The sequence below is a fragment of the Rubritalea tangerina genome, assembly GCF_042683245.1.
Taxonomy (GTDB): Bacteria; Verrucomicrobiota; Verrucomicrobiia; order Verrucomicrobiales; family Akkermansiaceae; genus Rubritalea; species Rubritalea tangerina.
Genome location: NZ_JBHUJB010000049.1, coordinates 1 through 22,867 on the forward strand (window position 1 = coordinate 1; position 22,867 = coordinate 22,867).

The window sequence follows — 22,867 nt, forward strand, 5'->3', positions numbered from 1 at the left end:
TCATAAGCCATGAGCTTACCAGCAACCATGGCGCGGCCTCACCTCTCTTCTCATTCTATCTTTTTTGCTAGCCATTCGCTAGAGGAGGTTGTTAGTTAAGAGCTGTGAGTGTCTTAAAGAGGGTTGGCCTGGTTATTTTCAGTGCCTTGATGGGCTGCGTGGTTTTCGCCCCCGTGAGTTGGAGCTACCTAGCTTTGCTGTCATGGCTACCACTATTCTACGGTGTGCAGGGGGCGTCTGAGCGCGTTGCGATGCGTTTGGGGACATTGCATGGAGTTATTCTGTTTGGGGTAAGTTTATCTTGGCTGAGCTCAGTGTTTGTTAACTCACCGTGGATATTGGCCCCTTTGGCTCTGATATTAGGGTTATTTACCGGTATGTACTGTGTGCTCCAGGTTTCTGCTGGGAGGTATCTGAGCGGTGGTTGGCTGGCATTGGTTGCCGCGATGTGTTGGGGAGGAGTAGAGTATTTTCGTTCTGAGCTATTTCTCTTAAAATTTTCGTGGGTGAGTCCAGGTCTTGGGCTGGGGCCGACTCTGTTGACTTCAGCAATCGGTGTGTACGGCATGAGTGTTCTCATCGTGCTAGTGAATCTTTGGGTGGTGCAGAGAAGGTGGCGTTATGTGGGAGGGGGAGGTTTGGTACTACTTCTTTTGAGTTCAGTGATGATGCCAGAGGCGCTAGAAGCACGCGATAGAGTTGTCAAAGCGACAGCAGTGCAGGCTGAGTTTGCGGGGAGGCAACGTTATTTGGACTTGGTGGGGGAGGAGGTAGTGGATTTCATTGTCTTACCTGAGTACGCATTTAGTTACGATGTGCGGGAATCAAAGGTGATTTGGGATGAGCTCAAAGCCTTTGCTGAGAAAAGGGCATCGGTGATGGTCATGGGAACGCGGACTGAGCGTGGTGATGGAGCGTGGTTTAATACGGCTTTGGCCATGGATGGAGATGGCGAGATCGGGGTGCATTATAAGAATCACACAGTGCATTTTTTTGATGATGGTCTAGCAGGGAAGGACGCTGGGGTGGTGACGGCGGGTGGCTATCAATTTGGGATGTCGATTTGTTTTGATAATGATTATGAGGATGTGGTGAGGCGGATGACGAGTGCGGGAGCGCAATTTTTCTTGGTTCCAAGTTTGGATGCGAGCCATTGGACGCTGAGGCAGCATTGGCAGCATGCAGAATTATTTCGTCATAGGGCTGCGGAGAATGGGAGGTGGATGTTGGTGGCTGCAGGATCTGGGGTTACCCAACTTATTGACCTGCATGGCAATCGAGTTTCTGCCATAGAGCCAATGACTGAGGGGGCGATGTCTGTTGAGTTGGAAGCTTTAGGTGGATTGACGCTCTATACGCGTTTTGGGTGGATGTTTGGATGGGCTATGCTTGTGGGAACTGCGGTTTTCGTGGGCTTTCTCGTGGTCTCAGGGGCCTATAGGAAGCTGAAGAGTTCTCGGTCGGGTGTATGAGAATAAGTATTGATTCTCGGGAGATGCTGCGTTACCGCAGTTCTATGACTGATGCACCCTATCAAGTACTTCTCTATTATCTGTATACAGAGATTGAGAACCCTGAAGCGTACCGAGACGCTCACAGAGAGCTGTGTGAAGGCCTTGGCTTAAAGGGTCGTATTATCATTGGCAAGGAGGGCATTAATGGTACTTTGTCTGGCCTTACTGCTGACTGCCAAAAGTACGTGGAAGCGATGAAGGCAGATCCATTGACCTCTGCAATGGAGTTTAAGATTGATCCGGAGCAGGGACATGTCTTCCCCAAGCTCTCCATCAAGGCACGTGAGGAAATTGTGACTTTAGGCCTTGGTGAGGAAGACTTCTCTCCGAATGAGTGTACTGGCAAGTATCTAGAGCCGACAGAGTGGCGTGATGCGATCAAAGACCCTAATGCGGTCATTATTGATGCCAGAAACGATTATGAATTTGACCTTGGGCGTTTCAAGGGGGCGATTCGACCACCGTTGACAGCCTTCAAGGAATTTCCAGAGTGGATTCGCGAGAACCGCGAAAGCTTTGAGGGTAAGCGCATTTTGACTTATTGTACTGGTGGCATTCGATGCGAGAAGTTCAGTGGCTTTTTGGTAAGGGAAGGCTTTGAGGATGTGAGCCAACTTCACGGTGGAATTGTGAAGTATGGCAAGGATCCAGAGGCTCGCGGAGAGGACTTTGACGGGCTATGCTATGTTTTTGACGAGCGGATTGCGGTGCCAGTGAACCATGTTAATCCAGAGGTAGTAGCTCATTGCGTGCACTGCGGTGAGGCTAGTGAGCGCTACGTTAACTGCGCCAACAAGTTATGTAATGCTCAGCATTTTTGCTGTGAAGCCTGTGAAGGGGAAAGTAAGCGCTGCTGTAGTGAGGCCTGCCAGGAGGTGTATAGCGCAAAGTATGAAGGTGCGGTGAACTAGGCTTTACCTTTTGGGAAATTGACTCAGATTGCCCGTATGCCACGCCTGCTGCCTTTATTGCTTAAAATTTCACTTCCGCTCGTTGTGCTCGACCAGCTCACAAAGTGGTGGGTGGTGTTTAATTTGAAGCAACCGTATTTACCGTATCAGACTTATCCATATTTGGCTCCAGCTGGTGAGTTCAAAGGTAAATACTGGCTTGCGAGTAACCACGTGGATTTGATTCCTGTCATTGACGGGTATTTTAATATTAACCGGGTGCATAATCAAGGGGTGGCTTTTGGCTTTGGGAATGGGACTGATTGGGCTCCTATTGTTTTTCTGATTGTGCCCATAGTGGCCCTGACGGTGGTTTCTCTTCTCTGGAAGAAGGGAGTATTTGTTGGGTGGGCTAAGTGGTCTGCACCTCTGCTGGTAGCTGGAGTCGTCGGCAATTTAATTGACCGCTTAACTCAAGGGTTTGTGCTCAAGGGCTATGAGGGTGAGAGCTTTTGGACTCGTCTGAGTGAAGGCTACGTGGTGGACTTTATCGATGTGACTATTCCGTTTATCAATTACCGTTGGCCGTCATTCAACGTAGCGGATAGTTGTATTTGTATCGCAGCAAGCTTACTTTTTCTCTCAGCGTTCCAAGCTGAGGATAAGGTGAAGGATCAAAGTAAGTAGTGCTCGCTTAGCCAAGCAAGAGCTTCTTCTTTTGAGGTAACTTTGCCTTCGAGTTGTTCGGTTTGGAGCGACTCTAGGATTTTAGTAAACTTTGGGCTTGGTTGTAGGCCTTGTGCGATGAGGTCTTTACCTGTGAGCAGTGCGGGAGGAATGAGAGGTTCAGAGGCAAATTCCTTTTCTTTATCTCGGAGAAAGTCGTAATTCTCTGTGATGCCGTTACTGCTGGCACAGTCGACGCGGTGTAGTTCCATTTCTTCCTCATAGTGAGGGCGAGCCATAAAACGTTTTACCTTGGCGGTCTTCATGAATCTAACATTCATGAAGTTCATGTGATTGAGAACCATATCGAATACAGCTTCGATTGTTTTGTTCGAATACTTGAGTCTTCGAAGAATGGACTCGGCCATTTCAGCACCGACTTTGTCGTGGCCGTTGAAGCGAATTCTGTCTTCAGATGGATCGTATGTGTAGGTGGCGGGTTTGCCGATATCATGTAAGAGTACAGCGAGGCAGAGTTCTAAGCTCGGTGTATCGTAAAGCATGTCTAGCATGATTCGGGTATGGACAAAGACATCTCCTTCGGGGTGAAACTGAGGTGGTTGTTCGCACCCAATGAGGTCTACGAGTTCAGGTATGAAGTGTTGCGCGAGTCCGGAGGATACGACAAGTTCAATGCCTCGGGCTCGGTGAGGAGAAAGGAGTATCTGGTTGAACTCAGCCTGGATTCGCTCGACGGCAATGGAGGAGAGTAAGTGGGCGTGTTCTTGGATTGCCTGCCAAGTAATTGGGTCAATTTGGAATTGTAGTTTTGTGGCAAAGCGGATTGCGCGCAGGAGTCTGAGGGCGTCTTCCTGAAAGCGATGAGCTGGGGTGCCAATTGCTTTGATGAGTCCGGCGTCGAGGTCTTTTTCACCGTCGACATAATCAATAATTTCGCCGGTGATGGGGTCTTGGAAGATTCCATTGATCGTGAAATCACGTCTTTTAGCATCTTCTTCAGGTGAGCTAAAAGTGACGGAATCGGGGCGCCTATTATCGTTATAGTTTCCATCGACTCGGAAGGTGGCGACTTCTAAGCCGACACCTCGGTATTTCACGAGTATCACTCCGAAGTGTGCACCGATGGCATCAGAGTGGGGGAAAAGGTCGAGCACCTGCTGAGGAGTAGCTGAGGTGGCGATATCGTAATCTTTAGGGGATAGGCCTAGTAGGGAGTCTCTGACGCAACCGCCTGCAAAATAGCAGAGGTGTCCAGCTTTGCGCAGGGTGGATGCAATTTCTTGGGCGATATTCAAGAGTTCGGACATGTGTCAGTATGGAGGAAATCTGTGGTTTCGTTCATTTGGGGGTTGCGCGTCGGCTTTGTCGAGATTGAATGTCTGCAAGATGATATCACTCTTGCCATGGTCACATATCCTGTACGGTATTACTGCGTTTCTGCTGGGAGCATGTATCGGTTCATTTTTAAATGTGGTGATTTATCGACTACCTCGTGGCCTGTCGGTGAATGAGCCGAAGAGAAGTTTCTGTCCTGCTTGTGGTAAGTCTATACCGATGTCACGGAATATTCCTTTATTTACTTGGCTATGGCAGAGGGGGCGGTGTGCAGAATGTCATGCTAGGATTCCCGTTAGATACTTTATTGTGGAGCTGATGACAGCTCTGCTTTGGCTGGGATGTTGGCACTATTTTGATGATCCAGTGGTAGCTATATTCATGATGCTTATGGCGTCCATATGTCTGGCTATTACGGCTGTGGATCTTGAACTGATGGTGATTCCTCGTCAGCTGACATTGTTAGGCACGCTTCTTGGCGTGGCGATGGCGGTTATTGCTCCGAGTTTTTTTGGGGAAGACGAATGGACGCGTAGTCTGTTAAAGTCACTCTTCGGCTTTGGTCTTGGTTGGGTTGGTTTATGGCTTGTGGTATTGTTGGGTAAGCTTGCATTTGGGCGTCAGAAGTTTGAATATGATGAATTGACACATTGGTTTTTGAAAGAGCCTGAGAATGATGAGGAAGAGCTATGTTTCGTCATCGGTAATGAGGCGATTGGTTGGTCTGAGATCTTTTATAGAAAGACTGATAAACTCGTGGTGAGTGAGGGAGAGTGGGTCGAGATTGATGGCAATAGAGAGGTTGTTAGTGAGCTCATCATTACGGATGATTCCGTAAGAATTAATGATAAAGAATATAAGATTGAAGCACTGAAATCTCTAGAGGGGAAAGCTCGCAAAGCCGTGGTTCCTCGTGAGGCTATGGGCATGGGAGATGTCGATCTATTAGGAATGCTAGGTGCTTGTTTTGGGCCAGCCTCACTGTTGTTGATTATTTTTGCAGCCTGCGTGTTGAGTATTGTCTGGGCGATGTGTAATCGTTTGGGGTTTGGGAAGCTCATGCCATTTGGTCCCAGTATCATTGGCGGTGCTGTGATATGGCTCTTTTGGGGTGAGAAACTCATTGATTGGTATCTCAAGTCACTCGGAGTTTGAGTGGGATTATTTGAAATAAAAAAAAACGCTAGGTTCGGACCTAGCGTTTTTTGTTTATGAGCTTTCGGATAGTAATGAGGTTTAACTCATTATTTTTTCTTGGAAGCTGGTTTCTTGGCTGCAGCTTTTGAAGCTTTCTTAGGTGCGGCTTTTTTTGTCACCTTCTTCTTAGCTGCTTTTTTAGGAGCTTTCTTGGTGACTTTTTTCTTCGTCGCTTTTTTGGGTGCAGCTTTCTTGGTGGCCTTTTTCTTTGTCGCTTTCTTAGCGGCTTTCTTGGCTACTTTTTTCTTAGCGGCTTTTTTGGTGACCTTTTTCTTAGCAGCTTTTTTGGCTGCTTTTTTCTTAGTAACTTTCTTGGCTGCTTTTTTGGCGACCTTTTTCTTGGTGGCTTTCTTCGCAACTTTTTTCTTTGTTACCTTTTTTGTGACTTTCTTTTTAGCAGCTTTTTTAGCGACCTTTTTCTTGGTGGCCTTTTTAGCAGCTTTTTTAGCGACCTTCTTAGTAGCTTTTTTAGCTGCAGGTTTTTTTGCTACTTTTTTGGGGCTCGCCTTTTTCTTAGCAGTTGGCTTTTTAGCGACTTTTTTAGGAGCTGGTTTTTTAGTTGAAGCCTTTTTGGTGGCTTTGGACTTCACCGCCTTCTTTGCGGTCTTCTTAGAGCTTGTTTTTTTAGCTGCCATAATAAGTAGGGGTTAGTGTCTCGTTATTTTTTTATGTGTGGGAGTTGTTGTAGCAATTTACTATACGTGCTTATTAAAGGCTGAATACCAGTCTGTTAGTCAAGATGAAATTTTACTAATCTAAACAAATTCCGTTCTATCTAAGGCTGAGTATAGTTTTTATTGAGTGCTATATGTTAGATGTGAGTGCTCTGTAGTTCTTGATTTATTGGGGTTTAGGTCGTTCTAAGTTTGGAACAATTTTCTTTAACTCTAACCAAAATTTTTTATTAGAAGGATGGCCATTAAATTTTACTTTTCCTTCTTTATTTACGAGTACGACAGTGGGGATGGATTGTATTCGAAGTGTTCTAGCCAGAAAGTTATCGTTTGAATCGGCAATCCAGTGAGTGGTTTGTTGCAGTGAGAGTTCCTGAATCGTTTGTTTGGCGTCTTTGAATGCTTCGTCTGACAGTTCTGTTAGGATGGTGGAATTTGAGATGTCATTGGACTTGGTAATTTCACAGAGGGCTTTGAAGTCGTCTATGGTTTCTATGAATTCTTGGCTCCAGGGTGACCAGAAGATGAGTAGGTTTGCCTTGGCGTTTTTGTTGAAGGTGTACGCCTTAGGTTCTAACAATTTTAAATATGGTTTATTGAAATTGAATTGGACCTTGAGCATCGATTGGTCGACTTTGAACTGGTCGATGTGAGGGGCGAAGACGCTCGCTTGTCGAGGGCTGTGCCAGAAGGCTGACTTGATAGTTTCTTTAAACTCTCGTGGTTTATTTTGTTCGAGGGCTTTGAGGGCTTGGGTGAAGCGAATGATAGCTTTCCAATCATCTTCGAGGGTGAAGATTTCAGAGTGATCTGGGTTGAAGGCATCGAATAGCGGTGTGAGTGGCACTGAGAGTGCTGCTAGGCCTGCTGTATCTTGTTGGTCTATAAGGTAGAGGAATTGGGCTTCGAGGAGGGTTTGTTTGGGGAGGTTTTGTTCTTTCGCTTGTTGAAGTGCTGTGTGGAATTCTAGTGGGTCGCGTGACGAAAAGAGAAGTTCTTTGACTGGCGGAGCTGGCTCTTTGGCATTCGCTAGAGTCTTGAAAGTGATGAATGCGAATAAGCTGAGTTTGGCAAAAGTTGTGATCATAAAAAAAGAAAGTGGCATGCGCTGAGCATGCCACTTTGTACCATGAAAATGGGGAGTTAGGAGAACTAGTTATTGGGGATTTGGAGGGTTTGTCCAATTTGGATATTATTTCCGGAGATGCCGTTGGCTGCTTGGATTGCTTCGACAGTCGTATCGTAGTCCCGGGAGAGTTTCCACAAACTATCACCTTTTTGGACGGTATGTGGGATAGTGGAACCGGCTACAGGTGCAGCTTGAGTCGCTGGTGGTGGAGTGTAGACGTTATTGCCTTGGGCTGGTGGTTGGGTTGGGGGGAGTGTTCCACCGACACCGGGAAGAGGTTGGTATGGGGCGTTCTGGGCGTAATTGCCAGTTTCTCCGTTAGACTGAGGCACTGCGTATGGGTTGTTACCTTGTTGGCCTGGAGCTGCAGCTGCAGGTGCGCCGTATGGGTTTCCAGATTGGTTGTTACAAGAAACGAGAGCTGAAGCTGCTGCTGTGGCGAGTACGAGGGTGATGGTTTTCATTGCTGGTATTCTAGCATTTAGTATTAATATGTAAACGACAGTGTAGCACAAATCTTTCTAAGTGTTAGAAGAAAGCTTGAAAAATTGATTTACGGTTTGCTCGGTGTGTTGGGCGAGTTGCTCGATGGATTCATTTCTGGCGTTTGCGATAGCATTAGCTATATGTGAGGTGAATGCGGGTTCATTGCGTTTCCCTCGGTGTGGAGTGGGTGCTAAGTAGGGGGAGTCGGTTTCTAACATAAATGTGCCAGCAGGAGCTAGAGTTGCGGCTTCTATGCAATCTTGAGCGGATTTGAAGGTGGAGATGCCAGTGAAGGAAACGAGGCCACCTAGATCTAGGATAGCTTGTGCGTTTTCCCATGGGCCGAGGAAGCAATGGAAGACCGCCTGCACGGAGTGAGCAAAGTCTTTATAGATTTCGACAGCATCATGGAGGGACTGGGCGCCGGAGCGATCTCGCGTATGGATGACGACATTCTTGTTGAGTTGTTGAGCGAGTTCGAAGTGTTGTTTCAGGAAGAGCCGTTGTCTTTGGTGGTAGTCGGCATCTGACCAGCCATCGGGAGCGGGGTGGAAGTAGTCGAGGCCTGTTTCGCCAATTGCGACACACTTTGGGTGTTGGGCATAGTTGCGCAGGGTTGAGAGGTAATCATCAGGTGTGGAATGGACGTCACAGGGGTGAATACCAATGGCGCAGTGGACTTGAGGGAATTGTTCTGCGATGGCGATGTTATCTGGGCAGTCCTCGAGCGAAGTGGCCAATGTGACCATTCTGTGGATGCCCACTGCTTGGGCGTTGTTGACTATTGTGGGGAGTTCATCGGGGGAGAATTTATGAGATGCGAGGTGGCAGTGAGAGTCCGTGAACATGGTTACGCGTTTGATGTGAGTTCCAAGGCGCGTTGTTTCATTTGGGTCGCCATGAGGTTTAGGGCATTGGCGCGTGTTGGGGCGAGGTGCTCTTTTAGGCCAGTTTGGTCGATGAAGCTCATGTCGGCAGTGAGGATGGTGTCTGCAGGCTCGTTGTCTAGAATTCTAACAAAGAGCGCGATCATGCCTTTTGTGATAAGAGAATCTGAGTCTGCGATGAAGCGGATGTTATCCCCTTCTTTGGAGGCTTCTAACCAAACTTGAGATTGGCATCCTTTGATGAGTCGGTCTTCGGTATGGAGCGATGAATCCATGGGGGAGAGTTTTTTGCCGAGGCCGATGACGTATTCATAGCGTTCGGTCCAGTCTTGGAATAGGTTGAGTTCATCAAGGAGTTGTTGTTGTTTATCTGCGATGCTCATTGGAGTGAATGGTAAAAAAGGTTAGGAAATGACAGTGGCGGTGGCTGTGTCGGTTGTGAATGTGGAATGCTCTTGGAATTTTCTCTTCCGGTAGGCAAGAGCGATTTGTGTTTCGTTGATAACGCAGGTGGAGGTTATGCTGCCTGCAGGTTTATCTGGAGTCGCGCCTTCACAGGTGAGTGGGGTGCCAGCTGGGGACGAATCTGTTAGTTTGAGGAGGACGAGGTGTCGGTTTGTTTTTCCTGCTGAGCGCATTCTTGAAATGACTTCTTGGCCTGTGTAGCAGCCTTTTGTGTAGGAGATGGCGCGTTGTTCGAGCCCTGCTTCAGGAGGGAGCGTGTCGTGGTCTAATTCGGCGCCCCAGAGTGGGATTTTGTGGCTGATTCTAGCCTTTTCGAGTTGGTCGGGTGTGGTGTTTGTTGGGGCTGGGTAATCGGGTGTGACGAGTTGGTCATAGCCATCTTGGCCGAAGCGTAAGCATGTCCAGGCATCGTTTGATGGTGGGGTTTCGGCAATGGTATGGAGTACTTTATATTGATCTGTGAGATCGGTGAGTTCGGCATCATCGGCAATGATGTAGCGGTCCAGTCGCATAAAGAGAGATTCTCTCAAGTCGATGGGGCAATCAATGAGGAGAGCGTCTTCGTGTCGTCGAATGTAGCAATCTCCATCGAGTTTACCTTTGAAGTTCGTGACGAGTGCGTAGACGGCAGAGGTGGTGGATGCGAGGCTCACATCTTGTGTGCACTGGCCATTGAGGTAACGCTCAGCATCGGGGCCGGAGAGTTGGAAGATGGCGCGCGTGAGGAGGGCTTGGGAGCCAGAAGCTATGGTGAATGGCTGCATGATTGTTAGAACTGTTTATAGAGTGCTGAGTAATCGAGGTCTGCGAAGCCTTCTTCACAGAGTGCGTTCATGGTGGCAGAAGTGGCTTCAGCAGCGGGAGTTTTGAGTTTGGCGGCTTTGGCGAGTTCTAGGGCAAAGACGGAATCTTTGCGCATGTTGTCGAGTGAGAAGTGGGTGTCGTAATCTCCTTGAGCCATTGTGGGGAGTTTCATGGCGGCTAGTGGTGAGCCACACGCATTGGAGAGGACGGCAGGGATGAAGGTTTGCTCTGATACGCCGTGGGCTTTGGCAATGGCCATCGCTTCGGAGAGGGCTTGTACTGTTGTAGCCGAGATGAGGTTGGTGGCAATTTTTACGATTGTGGCTGTGCCGGTGGAGCCGAGATGGATAATTTCTTTGGAAGTGACTTCAAGGATGGGACGGAGAGTGTCGATGAGTGTGCTATCACCTGCTGCGTAGTAGACGAGTTCGCCATTTTGGGCTGCAACTTTTGAGCCAGTGAAGGGGGCGTCTAGGAATGGGATGTTGAGTTTTGAGCATTGTTCCGCGAGCCATTCAGTGGTTTCTAAGTCCACTGTGGAGTGGTTCACAAGGATGTGGTTTGGGGTAAGCTCATGACGCAGGGATTCAAATGTTTCTCTGCAGGCGACGCCGTCTTTAAGGTAGAAGCAAAGTAGCTGTGATGCTTTGGCGGCTTGAGCTGGAGAATCGGCGGAGTCGGGACGGCCCTTAGGGGTGCGATTCCAGGTGGTGACTGAATGGCCAGCGGCAGTGAGATTGTCTGCGCATCGAGCTCCAATGATACCGAGTCCAAAAACTGAAATGTTCATGGCTCTAAGTCAGCATAGAGCGGCGGACATGCAAGGGGGAAGTGTAGAGAATATGGTGACTGTTATTGTCCGCGCGAGAGAGCGAGTTTTGCGAGGCGAGCACTTTGTTCGCGAATCTCTTTAACTTTGGCTTCAGTGGGTTCTTCGTCGGCAGCGAGCGTCATGGTGTTTTTGAGGCCCGAGCAGATTTCGCGGATTTCGACCATGTGCTTACGTTGGGAGACGCGGGGGTCGAGCGAGCCAAGGATGGCTTCGTAGTAGTCAGCGACGTCTTCTCTGAAGAGTTGGTTGGCTCTTTCTTCGGTAAAGTCGCGTTCTACTGCAAGTGAGGCGCATTCGAGGGCACGTGCCCAGCCACCGAGTGAGATGAGGTGTGCGAGGTCGGCATCACGGAGTTGTACGAGCTCGATCTCGACATCTTTTTGGGTTGCGGCGAGTTCTTCTTTGAGTGCTTCAGGGCGGTTATTTTTTGCGTGGTCGAGGAGAGAGGCTGCGTGGCGGTTGACACGTTCACCCGCACCGAGGGCTTTTCCGTAGCGTGAGAGTTCTTTAGCGATTCCTTCGATGTCATTGAGCGTGTTATTTTGCACGGCGAGGAAACCTTCAGCGATGAGGAAGCCGATTTCTAGAGAGAGGTCAGAGCGGTCCAAGGGCATTCTCTTCGGGAGCTCATGTTTCGTTTCTTTGACAGGCAGCGGGGAAAGTTGTGCGAGATCATCGAAGATGAGGCGGATTGAGGGAGCAGTGAACTCGTTGACGCCGAGTTCTTCACGCACATGTGGGTCATCGATGAGGTCAGCAGGGAGGACGGGTTCTTTGTTATTCTCATCCTGAGCAGGGGTGAGCTGAGGAGCGAGGAGGAAAGCTGCTAGAGCCCATGATGTTGAGAATTTCATAGAACAAGATAAGCACAGATCTAGCGGAATTGGCAAACCAAAGATGTTGAGAAATCGATGATAGCGTGGTTGTTGGAGGCTGGAACTATGAATTGACATTGTATCTGCATTAGTGCATTGCATTCAGCGGACTAGCCATTCTCAACGAGTGTGGCCCTCATAAACGCCCATCTATTGCTATGTTGAATTGGATCTGGTACATCTCCTACTTTCTTGTGCTCTTTTGCTTAGCTGGCTATGGCTTCCATCGCTTGACGACGTTGTATTTGTATTTAAAGCACGCCAAGGATGTGCCGGTACCGATGCGTCGTTATGAAGAAGACGAGCTACCAGTGATCACGATGCAGCTGCCTTGTTTCAACGAATTGCACGTGATTGAGCGCTTAATTGATCATGTGTCTGCGTTGGATTACCCCAAGGATAAGCTACAGATTCAGATCTTAGACGATTCTACAGACGAGACGGTGGATATCTGCAAGGCGCAGATTGAGCGTTTGCATAGGATGGGGTTCGATGCTGAATACATCCACCGCACTGACCGCACGGGCTTCAAAGCAGGGGCATTGGAAAATGGTACCCGCAGTGCGAAGGGAGAGTTTTTGTTTATTCTCGATGCTGATTTTGCTCCAAATCCAAGTGTGTTACGGGAGACGATTCATTTCTTTACGGACCCTAAGGTGGGGATGATTCAGACTCGTTGGGGGCATTTGAACCGTGAGTACAACATGCTGACACGTATTCAGGCCATGTTTTTGGATGGCCACTTGGAGCTTGAGCAGACGGCAAGAAACCGGTCTGGGCGCTTTTTCACCTTCAATGGCACTGGCGGAATGTGGCGCAAGAGTTGCATTGAAGACGCGGGAGGTTGGGAGCATGACACTCTCACCGAGGACATGGATTTGAGTTACCGAGCGCAATTGAAAGGGTGGAATTTTGTTTTCTTAAAAGACATTGAGACACCTGCTGAGTTGCCGGTAGATATGGATGGCTTCAAGAGCCAGCAGCACCGTTGGACGAAGGGCTCGATACAATGCTGCAAGAAGTGTTTGGTGGATATTTGGCAGAGTGGATACCCGCTGAAGTGTAAACTGGAAGCGACTGCGCATCTGACATCCAATTTTGCGTACTTAGCTTTGATCGTGCTGTGTTTTCTTCTGTATCCAAAGCAGAACTACGGGCCACAGTGGGAGATTTTGGTGAAGTACCCATGGCTTGAACATTTCTTGAATGTCCCAATTTTCTTTTTCGGATCGGTATCAGTGGCGATGTTTTACCTGATGGCACAGAAGGCGTTGCGTCCGAAGACGTGGTATAAGGAGGTATTTTATCTTCCGATATTACTAGCATTGGGTATTGGGATGTCAGTGAATAATGCCAAGGCGGTGATCGAAGCATTGTGTAACCACCAGACTGGTTTTGTGCGCACGCCGAAGTATGGAGTGGGTGAAGGTGGTCAAGCTGCTGCGGCGCCCGTCAAGTCTTCACGGTACAAGACAATGAAGTCGATGATGCCGTTGATTGAGTTTGCTTTTGCGATATTCTTCTCGGTAGTGGTTATTTCTAACTTTGTTGACGCTAAGTATCTTACTGCGGTGTTGCTTTCACCATTCCCGATTGGGTTCCTTTATACCTCAGTGCCATCGTTATATCGGATGTTGCCTATCAATAGTAAGAATGAGGCCAATGCGATCGTAGACGAGGGCAAATAAGCTATGATTTCTCGTATATTACTCATCTGCATTGCTGGTTTACTGCCCTTATTCAATAGTTGTACCCAGACTCTGGACGTCAATCAGAGTAAGATGCTGGTGAGTGTGAAGGATCAGAAAATGTTGCTCACACAGCATGGTAAGCCGATCAAATCGTATAAGATCTCTACGTCGAAGTTTGGTTTGGGGGATACCCCGCGCAGCATGCGCACGCCACTGGGGACGATGCAGGTGGCTAAGAAGATTGGACACGGCCAACCTAAGGGGGCGGTCTTTAAGTCACGGAGACCTACTGGTGAGGTGCTTCCGCCGAATGCACCAGGGCGAGACCCGATTGTGACGCGCATCATGTGGTTGAAAGGCACTGAGAGACGCAACAAGAATGCTTTCGAGAGGTACATTTATATTCATGGGACACCTGAGGAGCGACGTATTGGGCAAAAAGCGAGTTATGGATGTATTCGCATGACCTCGAGCGACATTGTTGATTTATATTCTCGGATTGGAGTGAATGCTGAAGTGAAGGTAATCAAGGGTTCACTGGAGGATTCATCACAAGGTCGGAAGTATGCCCGGATGTCTCGTATTGAGGAGAAGCAAGCTGCTGAGGGGGCGGACAAGAACGCCTAGATGCGGGGTGGTGGTACAAAAATGCGACTTCCACGACTCAAATGCTTGACAAGATGTTCGAGATGATTAGTTTTCCCGCCCCGGCCTGCAACGCCGAACTTTTCTAAACAATTTCACATTACAAAAACATGGCTAACTCAAAGCAAGCACTCAAGCGCGTTCGTCAGAATGCAAAGCGTAACACAATCAACTCCGCTCTCAAGAGCCGCGTAAAGACTCTTCGTAAGAACTCAATTACCGCAGCAGCAGAGGGTAACACTGAAGCCGCACAGAAGGCATTTTCTCAATTTGCTTCCGCAGTAGACAAGTGCGCTAAGAAGAACATTTTCCACAAGAACAAGGCTGCAAACCTCAAGAGCAAGACAGTTAAAGCAATCAAGGCTGCTCAAGCTGCTTAATTGCTCATCCTTGCGCATTGCGGCAAGTAGCGGCAATTGCAGGCCTAAGCTATTTTTGAGAACGGAGGCAGATATGTCTCCGTTCTTTGCGTTACAGATGGAGACAAAACGTGCGAGAGATCTGCGCTAACAGGGCTTGCGCTTTTGGTGGAATACGCAAAGATAAAGGTAGAACGCACTGAAGGTGCCACTAAAGAAAGACTATGAAAGACTCCGTAAGCATTGCTCGTCAGAAGAAAGCACAAGAGATCGCGACTAATCCAAGTGCCTACAAGGTGTGTGAAGGTTGTGATTCCATTGTGGGGTCTGGCGCAGTGACTTGTCCGAACTGCCACGGTTATCGTTTTGATGCTGAACCTGAGCGTGTTGTGGATCAGGCTATCTTTCTAGGTGCACGCAAGCAAACCTCGGTAACTGTCGAGGATTTGGCATAGTTGTGGTGATTTCGATCACAGCGTAGAGTGAGGAGGAAGCGGTGAAGACAATTGGAATCACTTGGGGTGACCAAGCGGGTGTGGGGCCCGAGGTTATAGAGGCAGCTCTTGGTGCTATTGAGCTTCCAGAGGGGGTGGTTGTGGAGATGGTTGGGCCACGCTTGGATGGAGTCGAGTCGGGCAAACCGAGCTTGGAGACTGCGCGTGCGGCTTTGGATGCTCTAGAAGAAGGGGCGGCAAAGCTGAAATCTGGAGAGATTGATGCGATAGTGACTGGCCCAGTGGCAAAGGAAGGTTTGCATTCGCTAGGCTTTGATTTTCCAGGACAGACGGAGTTTTTTGCAGAGCGTTTGGGATGTCCGAATCATGCGATGTGTTTGACTGGGGAGCATTTGACGGTGGCATTGGTTACGGTTCACGTGGCGTTATCGCAAGTACCTCGTTTAGTGACTCAGGAGGAGATAGTACGAGTGGGGCATTTATTGGCGGAATTTTGTCGTCAACGTGGTCGGCAGAGGCCGCGTATTGCGGTATGTGGTTTGAACCCGCACGCTAGTGAGAATGGGGCATTTGGACATGAAGACCGTGAGGTAGTAGCCCCTGCTATTGCTCAGCTCAATGAGGAAGCTGATGTCGCAGTATTTTCGGGTCCACATTCGGCGGATACGGTATTTGGTCACGCGGTCCAGGGGGAATATGATGCGGTTTTATGTATGTATCACGACCAAGGCTTGATTCCGCTCAAGCTGTTGGATTTTGATACGGGGGTGAACACGACATTGGGGCTGCCGCGACCACGTACGAGTCCTGACCACGGAACTGCTTTTGCGATAGCCGGGAAGGGGATTGCAAAGCACTCATCGATGCAGCATGCTATTGAGCTAGCCATTGAATTGGTGCAGGCTCAGTAGTGGTTGTAGGGGCGTTCACATGTAGCGGGGCTGGTGGACTGGATGTGGCATTTGGTGTGATCTTGAGTGTGGGAGGGATCTGTGACAGAAAGGTTTGACTTTAGTGGGAAAGTGGTCATTGGTGCGGCATGTTACGCAGTTTTTTGAAGTCAAAGATTCACCGTGCGATGTGCACTGATGGCGTGGTGGACTACGAAGGCAGCATTGAAATCCCACTCGATCTGATGGAGGCAGTAGACCTCATGCCAGGCGAGAAGGTCCTAGTGACCTCAGCAAGCAAGGGTGGAAGACTTGAGACTTATGCGCAAGCTGGACCAGCAGGTACAGGAAAGATCATTTTGAATGGCGGTGCGGCACATGTGATTGGCAAAGGGGAGCGTATTACGATCATGGCCTTTGGTTTATCAGAATCTCCTGTGGAGCCGAAGAAGGTTGTCTGTAACGAGCAGAACGAGATCATCCGTCTCGGAAAATAATTCTATCCATTACCTGATGAGGCAAATCATGGCTTTACATTGAGTCGAATGCCTTCCATATTCCGCGTCCCATGAATTCATTGATTTTAGCAGCGAGTGGCTTTGTCCCGATTGCGATTAATATTCTTCTCGTTATTTTAGTGGCAATCTGTCTGTTGCTCTGTCTTGTCATTCTGATGCAGCGTCCTAAGCAAGAAGGTCTTGGCGCCGCATTTGGTGGTGGTATGACGGATCAAGCTTTTGGAGCCAGAACTACCGATGTGTTACAAAAAGGCACTGTGTGGCTTGGTACTGTATTTTTCATTGTGGCCATGACTCTTCAGGTTTTGGTTGCAGCGCAGAATTCAGGGCAGAATATCGAGAAAGAGGTCATTGCTGATGCTGAGGAGCAAGCAAGCAACCCTGAAACTGCTGAGGAAGTCTCTCAGTTAGTGGAAGAGGTAGAAGCGCAAGAAGAGCCAGAGGCGCCAGCCGAAGAATCTACTGAGCCAGCGAATGTTCCTGTCGTACCTGCTGAAACTTCAACAGAAGAAGCGGCACCAGCTCAGGAAGAAGCGCCTGCGCAAGAAGAGACTTCTGAGTCTGCGACCCCAGCAGCAAGTGAGGGAGAAGCAGCTGGCGAAGAGGCAGCTAAGTAATTTTATCATCGGGGACCTTGTCAGTGTCGACCGATCAATCAGCACCAGTTTGGGCTCGGCCGGATGTATTTCCAGCTCGTCCTACAACTGGTGTTTTTGGTTATGTAGATACCAAGGGGAGGCGGCATTCGGCAAAGAGCTTGCACGATTTGCAGAAGCAGATCAGTGACTCAAAGAAGGCTGTCGATTTAGTTTGGACGCCGAAGAGTGACAGACTGGTGGTTCCTGAGGAGGTCGAGTCACTGCGGCCCATCTTGGAGAAGCGACGTGCGACATGGGCGCGCAATGATATTACTGATGGGCGTCGTTTGAGTTTGGTGATGGGGGTCGCAACTTTGTGGGCAGTGTATGCTAGCTATACGAATAGTGGGGGAAGTTGGGATGCGGTGATTCATGCACCAACAGTGGCTGTCACGGCGATCATGCTGTTGATCTTTGGAATTGTGCCCTACTATGAGGGGTGGAAGGTATTGAGAAAAGCGGGTAAACGCGATGAAGTGTACTGGCAGAGAGAGATTGCAGATGCTCGTTTCGATAGTTGGTTGAGCACGCACTTGGCTCCCTTTAGTTTTATTTTATTGGCCATCATGGTGGTGACTTGTTGTGCTCAATGGTTTGGAGCGGGGAGCAGCCATTGGGCTGAGGAGTCAGTCCGGAAAGTGGGGTTACTTAAGCAAAATGATCCATGGTGGAGATATCTGACAGCACCCTTAGTGCATGGCAATTTGGTGCATTGGCTGATGAACTTTGCCGCGTTACGTTATTTGGCACGTCGTGCTGAGATCTTGGCTCGTTGGCCGCACATGATCTTAGTGTTTCTCTTGTCGGCGGTGGTTGGAGCAATGGCCACGACTTATATGATGCCTAAAATTCCAAGTGTAGGGGCATCTGGTGGCATTTTAGGCCTGCTGGGATTCTTGTTAGTATTCGAGACTTTGCATCGAGAGCTTGTGCCTAAGTCAGCACGAAAGAGGTTGTTGGCCGGCTTGGTATTAGTTGCTGTGATGGGGGCTGTGGGTTTCAGTTTTATTGACAATGCTGCCCACTTTGGGGGGCTAGTTGCGGGGATGGTGTATGCGGTGATCGTTTTTCCACCGAGTGCGTCAGTTCACAGGCCGGAGATTTTAGTCAAAGACCGGTTTGTGGGTATGGGGGCGATTGGGGTGTTATTGGCGGCCAGTATGTGGTGTGTGTATCTATTGGTTCGATAGGACTTGTTGATCGAGCCAATTGCCAATGGTGAGGAAAAGCTCATTGCGTTTGGCTTCGGCGAATGTTTCGTGGAGCATTCCATCGAACTCATTATATTGTTTTTGTGGCCATTGGAGTTGGGAGAAGAATGTTTTGGCGATACTAGGGGGGCAGACTGAGTCGGCTCCACCTTGGGTGAAGAGGAATGGGTTTGGATAGGGGTGGGAAGTAAGAACCTCGTGGGTATAGTTAGAGATGCGAATGAGTTCGCTTCCCCAGCCAAGTGAGACGCGTCGGTGGCCGAGTGAGAGTGGGTCTTTCGGGAGTCGTCCAGCTGAGGAATCTTCGAGGCGGCACATATCAGGAGTGACACCGGTGTGAATGGTGACTCTGGGGCTGACGTTGGCAAGAAGGTGAGCGAGTCGTACGAACCAGTCAGGTCTGCCATTGGCAGGTCTGAGCAGGGGGCCATTGACCCAGCAAAAAGTCGGCAAGGGTAGTTTTTCCTCAAGTGCTAATGCCAGATGGCGTAGGGTGAGGAGACCTCCCATGGAATGACCGGCGATGCCAGTGGGTAGCCCTTCGTTGGCGAGGAAGTTACTCTCAATAATGGAATCAATGAAATCAGGTGAATCAATGTGGCCGCGTTTGCCTGTACTTCTTCCATGGCCTTGGAGGTCGGTGACGATGCATTTGATGCCCCGTTGGGTAAAGGGATGGAGCACATCAAGATAGCGCTCAGCGTAATCGCCTTGGCCGTGGGTGAAGAGGCATGTGGCAATGAGGGGGATCTGCGCACTGGGGTAAAGCTCCATGCGATGGAGTCGCACGCCAGCCACGCTGATATGATTGTATTCTACTCTCACTGGGCGAGGGCCAGGTCAAGGTTGCATGCTCTCGAAGATGAGTTTGAAGATTTTGGCATCTTCGTCCTGTTTGAGCTTATTAAAGCTGTGTTCTAGGTTGCGGAGTATACGTAGCATGATATGGCCGAGTGGGGCTTGGGAAAGGATGGCCTGTTTGGCGTATGGTGAGATATTTTTATTCTCATTGAGGATTTCTTCTACTGAGATGAGTCTGCCGCGGTGGAAGCAATCGACTAACATGGGTTTACCATCGAGATGGATGCGTGCAAGGAAGTGGCCCGGGTAGTTACAGCCTGAGACTTCGAGGTCGAGTCGGCGAGCCACGAGCATGAAGAGCAAGGCTAGGCTGATGGGGTTACCAAGGCCGGTATCCATGCACCAGCTGAGGTCACTATTTTTGGGGGTATAGTAGTCATCTTTGTTGCCGACAAATTTACCTGATTCAAACATCCAGAACCGGAGTTTGTTTTCTGAGCGGTCAGCTTTAGCAGCGGTGGCATCTTCGGCGAGCATATCGAGCAAGTCAGGCAGTGCTGGACGGAGGGTGACACCATCATGGAGGTAGTCAGAAATGAGTCGCAGCAGGTCTTCGAAGCTGTCCCAGTCTTCGTCGAGGGCATCTGCCCCACCTTGGGGAACGCGCCATTCATGGACTAGAGTTTCTCGTCTTCCGGGGAGGAGGAGTTCTGAGAGGCGCTGATGGTCAGCAGGTTTGAGGTCGATGGCTAAGGCCGCAATTTCATTGCTCAAATCACCTGAGGTGTCTGAGAACTCCTCACGCAATGCTTCTTGAATTGCGGGTTCTTTATCGTCCAGCAATTTGAGCATGAATGGAAGTTGGTCTTCGTTCACCATAGATACTATATGGTACTGCTAGATGGCGTTAAGGTCAATGTCTCTCGACCTACAAGTGTTTGGTGCTCTATTGGTCAACGAGTTAGAGTTAGATTTTTTTTGATGTGGGAGTTGTGTGTGGTGGGCACTGGTTGGGTGGATGTTGGAATCTGGTAGGAGAGTTGAAAATATACAAAAAAAGGCTTGTCAATCGGTCGTTTGAACTACTAATGTGCACTATCGTTTTTGGGGTTCATGGCGCCGAAGCTGGCTCGATTTTATAAAATGTCTGGAGAGAGCATTTTATAGGATTCTGGCTTCGGCCCCATGAGCTCCAAGGAAAGATTTGTCTGACCAGTAGGGATGACAACAAAAGAGCTCATAATTCCGGGGGGGATTATGAGCTCTCGTTATATATGGATTGAAGGTTAGGCGGGGGGGAGGCTTGGGTCGATGAGGTCACGCCAAGCATCGATACCACCTTTGATGTTTACGGTATTTTGGATGCCTTGAGCGGCGAGGAATGCACATGCTTTGGCGCTGCGACCACCGGCTTTACAATGGATATAGATGGTTTTGTCAGTGGGGATTTCAGTGAAGCGTGCCTCGAGTTCTTGGAGTGGGATTCTGAGGGTGCCATCGAGGGCCGCGGCTTCGACTTCTTGGGGGGTGCGGACATCGACGAGGATTCCATCGAGTCCGGTATCGAGTTTATCTTTGAGTTCAGTGACTGTAATTTCTTGCATAGTAGAAGTGTTAGGGACGCCGCAGAATCCGTCATAATCGATGAGGTCAGTGACTGTGGGGGCGTCACCGCAGAGTGGACATTGGGGGTCTTTTCTGAGAGTGAAGGAACGGAATTCGGTATTGAGAGCGTCGTAGTGTACGAGTTTGCCAAGGGGTGGTTTACCAATATTCAGGAGGAGCTTGATGGCTTCCATCGCCTGCATTGATCCGACGATGCCTGGAAGGACGCCAAGCACGCCTGCCTCAGCGCAACTGGGGACAGTGCCTGGGTCTGGTGGTGTCGGCAACATGCAGCGGTAGCAAGGGCCGCCAAGATGTGGGGCGAAGACGGAGAGTTGGCCTTCAAAGCGAAAAATGGAGCCGTAGATATTTGGCTTACCGAGAAGGAAGGCGACGTCATTTGAGAGGTAACGGGTGGGAAAATTGTCGGTACCATCGATGATGATATCATAGTCTTTTGCAATGTCTTTGGCATTGGTGGCAGTGAAGCGCGCTTCGTGGCACTCGATGTGAATGTGGGGATTGATTTCTAACAACCTAGCTTTGGCGCTTTCGAGTTTTGGTTTACCCACCCAGGATTCGCCGTGGATAATTTGGCGTTGGAGGTTTGAGGATTCGACGTGATCGGCATCGACAAGGCCGATACGGCCGACACCTGCGGCGGCTAGGTACATGGCGACTGGGGAGCCGAGGCCGCCGGTGCCGATACAGAGCACGGAGCTGGTTTTGAGTTTTTCCTGACCGGCTTCACCGACTTCAGGAAGGGTGAAGTGGCGGGCGTAGCGTTGCTTCTCTGCAGGTGTGAGCATGGTGTGAGTGTTGCCTCAGAAGGTGGGTATCGCAAGGGGGAAGTGGCTTTTGCATGGAGAAAGCGCGGTTAGTCTCTTGTGGGGAAAGTGGTTTCAATTGGGGGGCGTGAGGGCGGGCTGATGGTGGCTTTGAGCGTGGGGAGAGTATTGGAGGTGGGAGCCGGGGTGTACTGGATGTTGAGCCACTCGCTCTGTGGGATTTGGGAGAGCAGGTCTGGGGGCAGAGCGTTGAGAGTGTTAGGGAAATGGCCGTGCGTTTTTTTGAACACGGTGAGAGCGTTAAAGAGGTGGGATAGTTCGAGGGTCATATCGGCCTTGGTGGCACTCTCAAAGTAATAGCTAGACCCAATGGAGAGAACTGAGATGAGGGATTTTGCGATGAGGCCGCAATCGGACGATGGGAGGCGAGTTGCGACTGTGTCAAATTCTAAAGGGAGATAGGGCGGATGCGAATGGATATCGGTAGGGAAGTAGGTGTCGAGTTGGAATGCTGCGACATCAGCTCTGGCTTCTGCTAGGAGGTATTGCGGGGTTTTTCGAAGGGCATCGCTTGATGGGAGGAAAGGGTGTGGGGTGTCTTCAACAAGAGATTTGAGGCTATCGAGTTGGACAATGTATTCGGTTTGCAGAGCTTTGTGAAAGACGTGGATGGCACTGAAGTTGGGATAGTGTTTGAGCAGTTCAGTATTGAGCTGGGGAGAAATGTTAGGGGACTGAAGTGTTAGGTTGGCTGTGGATGCCGTTTGAAGGTCGATAGCGGTTGCTACTGAGAGAGCGATGAGTGATTGGCCGTAGTCGTAGAGCAACTGTGAGGTTTTTAGGAGGCAGTGGTAGTCGCTGGTGTCTGAATGACCCATGAGCCAATGGCAATAGGAGCGAAGGGCTAGGAGGTTAGAGGCATTGCGGAAAGTGGATGCAGAAATAAAGAAGTAGTTCTCCTCGATATAGTCACGGCCGAGGTTGTTTGATTCTTGGATTGCGTGCTTCCATTGATCAAGTTCGGTGTGTAGTGGGGCGATGGCTTTGAGGACAGCATTGAGGACTTGGGCGTCTGTGTAGCCATGGGGGAGTGGCTGGGTGAGGGCTAGGTTGAGGGTTTCTATTCGTTCTCTCGGTGTTTGCTGCAGGCTCAATACTGGCCATTGTTTGAGGTTTGGGAGTTGTGCGAGATCACAGAAGCTATGTGGGGCTTGGGAGCCGTCTTGTTGATGGTCTTGAGTGAAATGGGGTGAAATGTTGGGGAAGTCGGTAAACAAGCTGGGGCCCACTCCAGAGCTTGCGACTAGATATGCCTCAAGCTCTGTATGGATGCCACGCTGCTTGGCGTCTCGTTGGACCACGAGCCAACGGTCTTGAGCGTCCGATAAGCGGGCGGCCTTCTGGTAGTTGTCGAAGGTGTAGCCTGCGATGCAGATGAGCGCCATCAAAATGAGGGCGTAGGGTATACGTGGTAGCGACATCTTGTGGAAG

Annotated in this window: 24 protein-coding genes and 3 pseudogenes; 14 read left to right on the forward strand and 13 right to left on the reverse strand. The window is 49.5% G+C overall.

Annotated features, from left to right (window positions below; genetic code table 11):
• Window positions 1-149 precede the first annotated feature (149 nt).
• From ACFSW8_RS11955 to ACFSW8_RS11970, 4 genes and pseudogenes are all read left to right on the forward strand, one after another.
• Window positions 150-536 (forward strand): annotated as a pseudogene (locus tag ACFSW8_RS11955) (hypothetical protein); the annotation flags it as partial.
• A gap of 30 nt (window positions 537-566) precedes the next feature.
• Complete coding sequence (locus ACFSW8_RS11960; RefSeq protein WP_377178372.1) at window positions 567-1,472, forward strand: nitrilase-related carbon-nitrogen hydrolase; 906 nt, start codon at window positions 567-569, stop codon at window positions 1,470-1,472.
• A gap of 44 nt (window positions 1,473-1,516) precedes the next feature.
• Complete coding sequence (gene trhO / locus ACFSW8_RS11965) at window positions 1,517-2,425, forward strand: oxygen-dependent tRNA uridine(34) hydroxylase TrhO (RefSeq protein ID WP_377091490.1); 909 nt, start codon at window positions 1,517-1,519, stop codon at window positions 2,423-2,425.
• Between the two features lie 36 nt (window positions 2,426-2,461).
• Entirely contained in the window at window positions 2,462-3,091 is a 630-nt protein-coding gene (locus tag ACFSW8_RS11970; RefSeq protein WP_377178334.1) for a signal peptidase II, read from the forward strand.
• Here ACFSW8_RS11970 and ACFSW8_RS11975 read toward each other — a convergent pair.
• A complete protein-coding gene (locus ACFSW8_RS11975; protein ID WP_377089507.1) occupies window positions 3,079-4,398 on the reverse strand; it encodes a CCA tRNA nucleotidyltransferase in 1,320 nt (439 codons plus the stop codon). The two genes, ACFSW8_RS11970 and ACFSW8_RS11975, sit on opposite strands and share 13 nt — an antisense overlap.
• Before the next feature lie 79 nt (window positions 4,399-4,477).
• Here ACFSW8_RS11975 and ACFSW8_RS11980 point away from each other — a divergent pair.
• A pseudogene (locus tag ACFSW8_RS11980) lies at window positions 4,478-4,768 on the forward strand (prepilin peptidase); the annotation flags it as partial.
• 48 nt (window positions 4,769-4,816) lie between these two features.
• Complete coding sequence (locus ACFSW8_RS11985) at window positions 4,817-5,581, forward strand: prepilin peptidase (RefSeq protein WP_377178374.1); 765 nt, start codon at window positions 4,817-4,819, stop codon at window positions 5,579-5,581.
• Window positions 5,582-5,850: 269 nt separating this feature from the next.
• Here the strand turns inward: ACFSW8_RS11985 and ACFSW8_RS11990 are convergent.
• The 8 genes and pseudogenes from ACFSW8_RS11990 to ACFSW8_RS12025 form a co-directional block, all read right to left on the reverse strand.
• Window positions 5,851-5,931: pseudogene (locus ACFSW8_RS11990) on the reverse strand (histone protein); the annotation flags it as partial.
• A 532-nt stretch (window positions 5,932-6,463) separates the two neighbouring features.
• Complete coding sequence (locus ACFSW8_RS11995) at window positions 6,464-7,384, reverse strand: thioredoxin-like domain-containing protein (RefSeq protein WP_377178336.1); 921 nt, start codon at window positions 7,382-7,384, stop codon at window positions 6,464-6,466.
• A gap of 65 nt (window positions 7,385-7,449) precedes the next feature.
• On the reverse strand, window positions 7,450-7,890 hold the full coding sequence (locus ACFSW8_RS12000) for a LysM peptidoglycan-binding domain-containing protein (RefSeq protein WP_377089511.1): 441 nt from the start codon (window positions 7,888-7,890) through the stop codon (window positions 7,450-7,452).
• Between the two features lie 57 nt (window positions 7,891-7,947).
• Window positions 7,948-8,760, reverse strand: a complete 813-nt coding sequence (locus ACFSW8_RS12005) for a TatD family hydrolase (RefSeq protein WP_377089512.1) — start codon at window positions 8,758-8,760, stop codon at window positions 7,948-7,950.
• A gap of 2 nt (window positions 8,761-8,762) precedes the next feature.
• A complete protein-coding gene (locus tag ACFSW8_RS12010) occupies window positions 8,763-9,182 on the reverse strand; it encodes a SufE family protein (RefSeq protein WP_377089513.1) in 420 nt (139 codons plus the stop codon).
• Window positions 9,183-9,203: 21 nt separating this feature from the next.
• Window positions 9,204-10,028 carry a CAF17-like 4Fe-4S cluster assembly/insertion protein YgfZ gene (gene ygfZ / locus ACFSW8_RS12015; RefSeq protein ID WP_377089514.1) on the reverse strand — a complete coding sequence of 275 codons (825 nt, stop codon included), beginning with the start codon at window positions 10,026-10,028 and terminating at the stop codon, window positions 9,204-9,206.
• 5 nt (window positions 10,029-10,033) lie between these two features.
• Complete coding sequence (locus ACFSW8_RS12020) at window positions 10,034-10,858, reverse strand: NAD(P)-dependent oxidoreductase (RefSeq protein WP_377089515.1); 825 nt, start codon at window positions 10,856-10,858, stop codon at window positions 10,034-10,036.
• A gap of 62 nt (window positions 10,859-10,920) precedes the next feature.
• Entirely contained in the window at window positions 10,921-11,754 is an 834-nt protein-coding gene (locus tag ACFSW8_RS12025) for a hypothetical protein (protein ID WP_377178338.1), read from the reverse strand.
• A gap of 179 nt (window positions 11,755-11,933) precedes the next feature.
• On the opposite strand from ACFSW8_RS12025, the gene ACFSW8_RS12030 reads away from it, so the two are divergent.
• From ACFSW8_RS12030 to ACFSW8_RS12065, 8 genes are all read left to right on the forward strand, one after another.
• Complete coding sequence (locus ACFSW8_RS12030) at window positions 11,934-13,463, forward strand: cellulose synthase family protein (RefSeq protein ID WP_377089517.1); 1,530 nt, start codon at window positions 11,934-11,936, stop codon at window positions 13,461-13,463.
• 3 nt (window positions 13,464-13,466) lie between these two features.
• A complete protein-coding gene (locus ACFSW8_RS12035; protein WP_377089518.1) occupies window positions 13,467-14,093 on the forward strand; it encodes a L,D-transpeptidase family protein in 627 nt (208 codons plus the stop codon).
• Between the two features lie 128 nt (window positions 14,094-14,221).
• Window positions 14,222-14,491 (forward strand): 30S ribosomal protein S20, encoded by a 270-nt coding sequence (rpsT, locus tag ACFSW8_RS12040; protein ID WP_377089519.1) that lies wholly within the window; start codon window positions 14,222-14,224, stop codon window positions 14,489-14,491.
• Between the two features lie 203 nt (window positions 14,492-14,694).
• Window positions 14,695-14,925 (forward strand): hypothetical protein, encoded by a 231-nt coding sequence (locus ACFSW8_RS12045; protein ID WP_377089520.1) that lies wholly within the window; start codon window positions 14,695-14,697, stop codon window positions 14,923-14,925.
• 41 nt (window positions 14,926-14,966) lie between these two features.
• Window positions 14,967-15,836: a 4-hydroxythreonine-4-phosphate dehydrogenase PdxA gene (gene pdxA, locus ACFSW8_RS12050; RefSeq protein WP_377089521.1), complete on the forward strand. Its 870-nt coding sequence runs from the start codon at window positions 14,967-14,969 to the stop codon at window positions 15,834-15,836.
• A 128-nt stretch (window positions 15,837-15,964) separates the two neighbouring features.
• A complete protein-coding gene (locus tag ACFSW8_RS12055) occupies window positions 15,965-16,312 on the forward strand; it encodes an aspartate 1-decarboxylase (RefSeq protein WP_377089523.1) in 348 nt (115 codons plus the stop codon).
• A gap of 71 nt (window positions 16,313-16,383) precedes the next feature.
• On the forward strand, window positions 16,384-16,950 hold the full coding sequence (secG, locus tag ACFSW8_RS12060; RefSeq protein WP_377089524.1) for a preprotein translocase subunit SecG: 567 nt from the start codon (window positions 16,384-16,386) through the stop codon (window positions 16,948-16,950).
• A 23-nt stretch (window positions 16,951-16,973) separates the two neighbouring features.
• A complete protein-coding gene (locus ACFSW8_RS12065; RefSeq protein WP_377091491.1) occupies window positions 16,974-18,161 on the forward strand; it encodes a rhomboid family intramembrane serine protease in 1,188 nt (395 codons plus the stop codon).
• Here ACFSW8_RS12065 and ACFSW8_RS12070 read toward each other — a convergent pair.
• The 4 genes from ACFSW8_RS12070 to ACFSW8_RS12085 all read right to left on the reverse strand — a co-directional run bounded on the left by ACFSW8_RS12070 (window position 18,147) and on the right by ACFSW8_RS12085 (window position 22,857).
• Window positions 18,147-18,956, reverse strand: a complete 810-nt coding sequence (locus tag ACFSW8_RS12070) for an alpha/beta fold hydrolase (protein ID WP_377178340.1) — start codon at window positions 18,954-18,956, stop codon at window positions 18,147-18,149. The two genes, ACFSW8_RS12065 and ACFSW8_RS12070, sit on opposite strands and share 15 nt — an antisense overlap.
• A 66-nt stretch (window positions 18,957-19,022) precedes the next feature.
• The gene (locus ACFSW8_RS12075) at window positions 19,023-19,862 is read right to left on the reverse strand and encodes a transglutaminase-like domain-containing protein (protein WP_377089526.1); all 840 of its coding nucleotides are present in this window, start codon (window positions 19,860-19,862) and stop codon (window positions 19,023-19,025) included.
• Between the two features lie 407 nt (window positions 19,863-20,269).
• Complete coding sequence (moeB, locus tag ACFSW8_RS12080) at window positions 20,270-21,397, reverse strand: molybdopterin-synthase adenylyltransferase MoeB (protein WP_377089529.1); 1,128 nt, start codon at window positions 21,395-21,397, stop codon at window positions 20,270-20,272.
• 68 nt (window positions 21,398-21,465) lie between these two features.
• Complete coding sequence (locus ACFSW8_RS12085) at window positions 21,466-22,857, reverse strand: hypothetical protein (protein WP_377178342.1); 1,392 nt, start codon at window positions 22,855-22,857, stop codon at window positions 21,466-21,468.
• Between the last annotated feature and the right edge of the window lie 10 nt (window positions 22,858-22,867).

Bases quoted from the DNA above. Each gene is read 5' to 3' on its own strand.
- ACFSW8_RS12045 (WP_377089520.1), top strand. From the start codon at position 14,695: ATGAAAGACTCCGTAAGCATTGCTCGTCAGAAGAAAGCACAAGAGATC.
- ACFSW8_RS11960 (WP_377178372.1), top strand. From the start codon at position 567: ATGAGTGTTCTCATCGTGCTAGTGAATCTTTGGGTGGTGCAGAGAAGG.
- ACFSW8_RS12075 (WP_377089526.1), bottom strand. From the start codon at position 19,862: ATGGTGAACGAAGACCAACTTCCATTCATGCTCAAATTGCTGGACGAT.
- ACFSW8_RS12085 (WP_377178342.1), bottom strand. From the start codon at position 22,857: ATGTCGCTACCACGTATACCCTACGCCCTCATTTTGATGGCGCTCATC.
- ACFSW8_RS12035 (WP_377089518.1), top strand. From the start codon at position 13,467: ATGATTTCTCGTATATTACTCATCTGCATTGCTGGTTTACTGCCCTTA.
- trhO (WP_377091490.1), top strand. From the start codon at position 1,517: ATGACTGATGCACCCTATCAAGTACTTCTCTATTATCTGTATACAGAG.
- ACFSW8_RS12030 (WP_377089517.1), top strand. From the start codon at position 11,934: ATGTTGAATTGGATCTGGTACATCTCCTACTTTCTTGTGCTCTTTTGC.
- ACFSW8_RS12055 (WP_377089523.1), top strand. From the start codon at position 15,965: ATGTTACGCAGTTTTTTGAAGTCAAAGATTCACCGTGCGATGTGCACT.
- ygfZ (WP_377089514.1), bottom strand. From the start codon at position 10,028: ATGCAGCCATTCACCATAGCTTCTGGCTCCCAAGCCCTCCTCACGCGC.
- ACFSW8_RS12000 (WP_377089511.1), bottom strand. From the start codon at position 7,890: ATGAAAACCATCACCCTCGTACTCGCCACAGCAGCAGCTTCAGCTCTC.
- secG (WP_377089524.1), top strand. From the start codon at position 16,384: ATGAATTCATTGATTTTAGCAGCGAGTGGCTTTGTCCCGATTGCGATT.
- ACFSW8_RS12005 (WP_377089512.1), bottom strand. From the start codon at position 8,760: ATGTTCACGGACTCTCACTGCCACCTCGCATCTCATAAATTCTCCCCC.
- ACFSW8_RS11970 (WP_377178334.1), top strand. From the start codon at position 2,462: ATGCCACGCCTGCTGCCTTTATTGCTTAAAATTTCACTTCCGCTCGTT.
- ACFSW8_RS12070 (WP_377178340.1), bottom strand. From the start codon at position 18,956: ATGGAGCTTTACCCCAGTGCGCAGATCCCCCTCATTGCCACATGCCTC.
- ACFSW8_RS11995 (WP_377178336.1), bottom strand. From the start codon at position 7,384: ATGATCACAACTTTTGCCAAACTCAGCTTATTCGCATTCATCACTTTC.
- rpsT (WP_377089519.1), top strand. From the start codon at position 14,222: ATGGCTAACTCAAAGCAAGCACTCAAGCGCGTTCGTCAGAATGCAAAG.
- ACFSW8_RS11985 (WP_377178374.1), top strand. From the start codon at position 4,817: ATGGCGTCCATATGTCTGGCTATTACGGCTGTGGATCTTGAACTGATG.
- ACFSW8_RS12025 (WP_377178338.1), bottom strand. From the start codon at position 11,754: ATGAAATTCTCAACATCATGGGCTCTAGCAGCTTTCCTCCTCGCTCCT.
- ACFSW8_RS12010 (WP_377089513.1), bottom strand. From the start codon at position 9,182: ATGAGCATCGCAGATAAACAACAACAACTCCTTGATGAACTCAACCTA.
- ACFSW8_RS12020 (WP_377089515.1), bottom strand. From the start codon at position 10,858: ATGAACATTTCAGTTTTTGGACTCGGTATCATTGGAGCTCGATGCGCA.
- ACFSW8_RS11975 (WP_377089507.1), bottom strand. From the start codon at position 4,398: ATGTCCGAACTCTTGAATATCGCCCAAGAAATTGCATCCACCCTGCGC.
- moeB (WP_377089529.1), bottom strand. From the start codon at position 21,397: ATGCTCACACCTGCAGAGAAGCAACGCTACGCCCGCCACTTCACCCTT.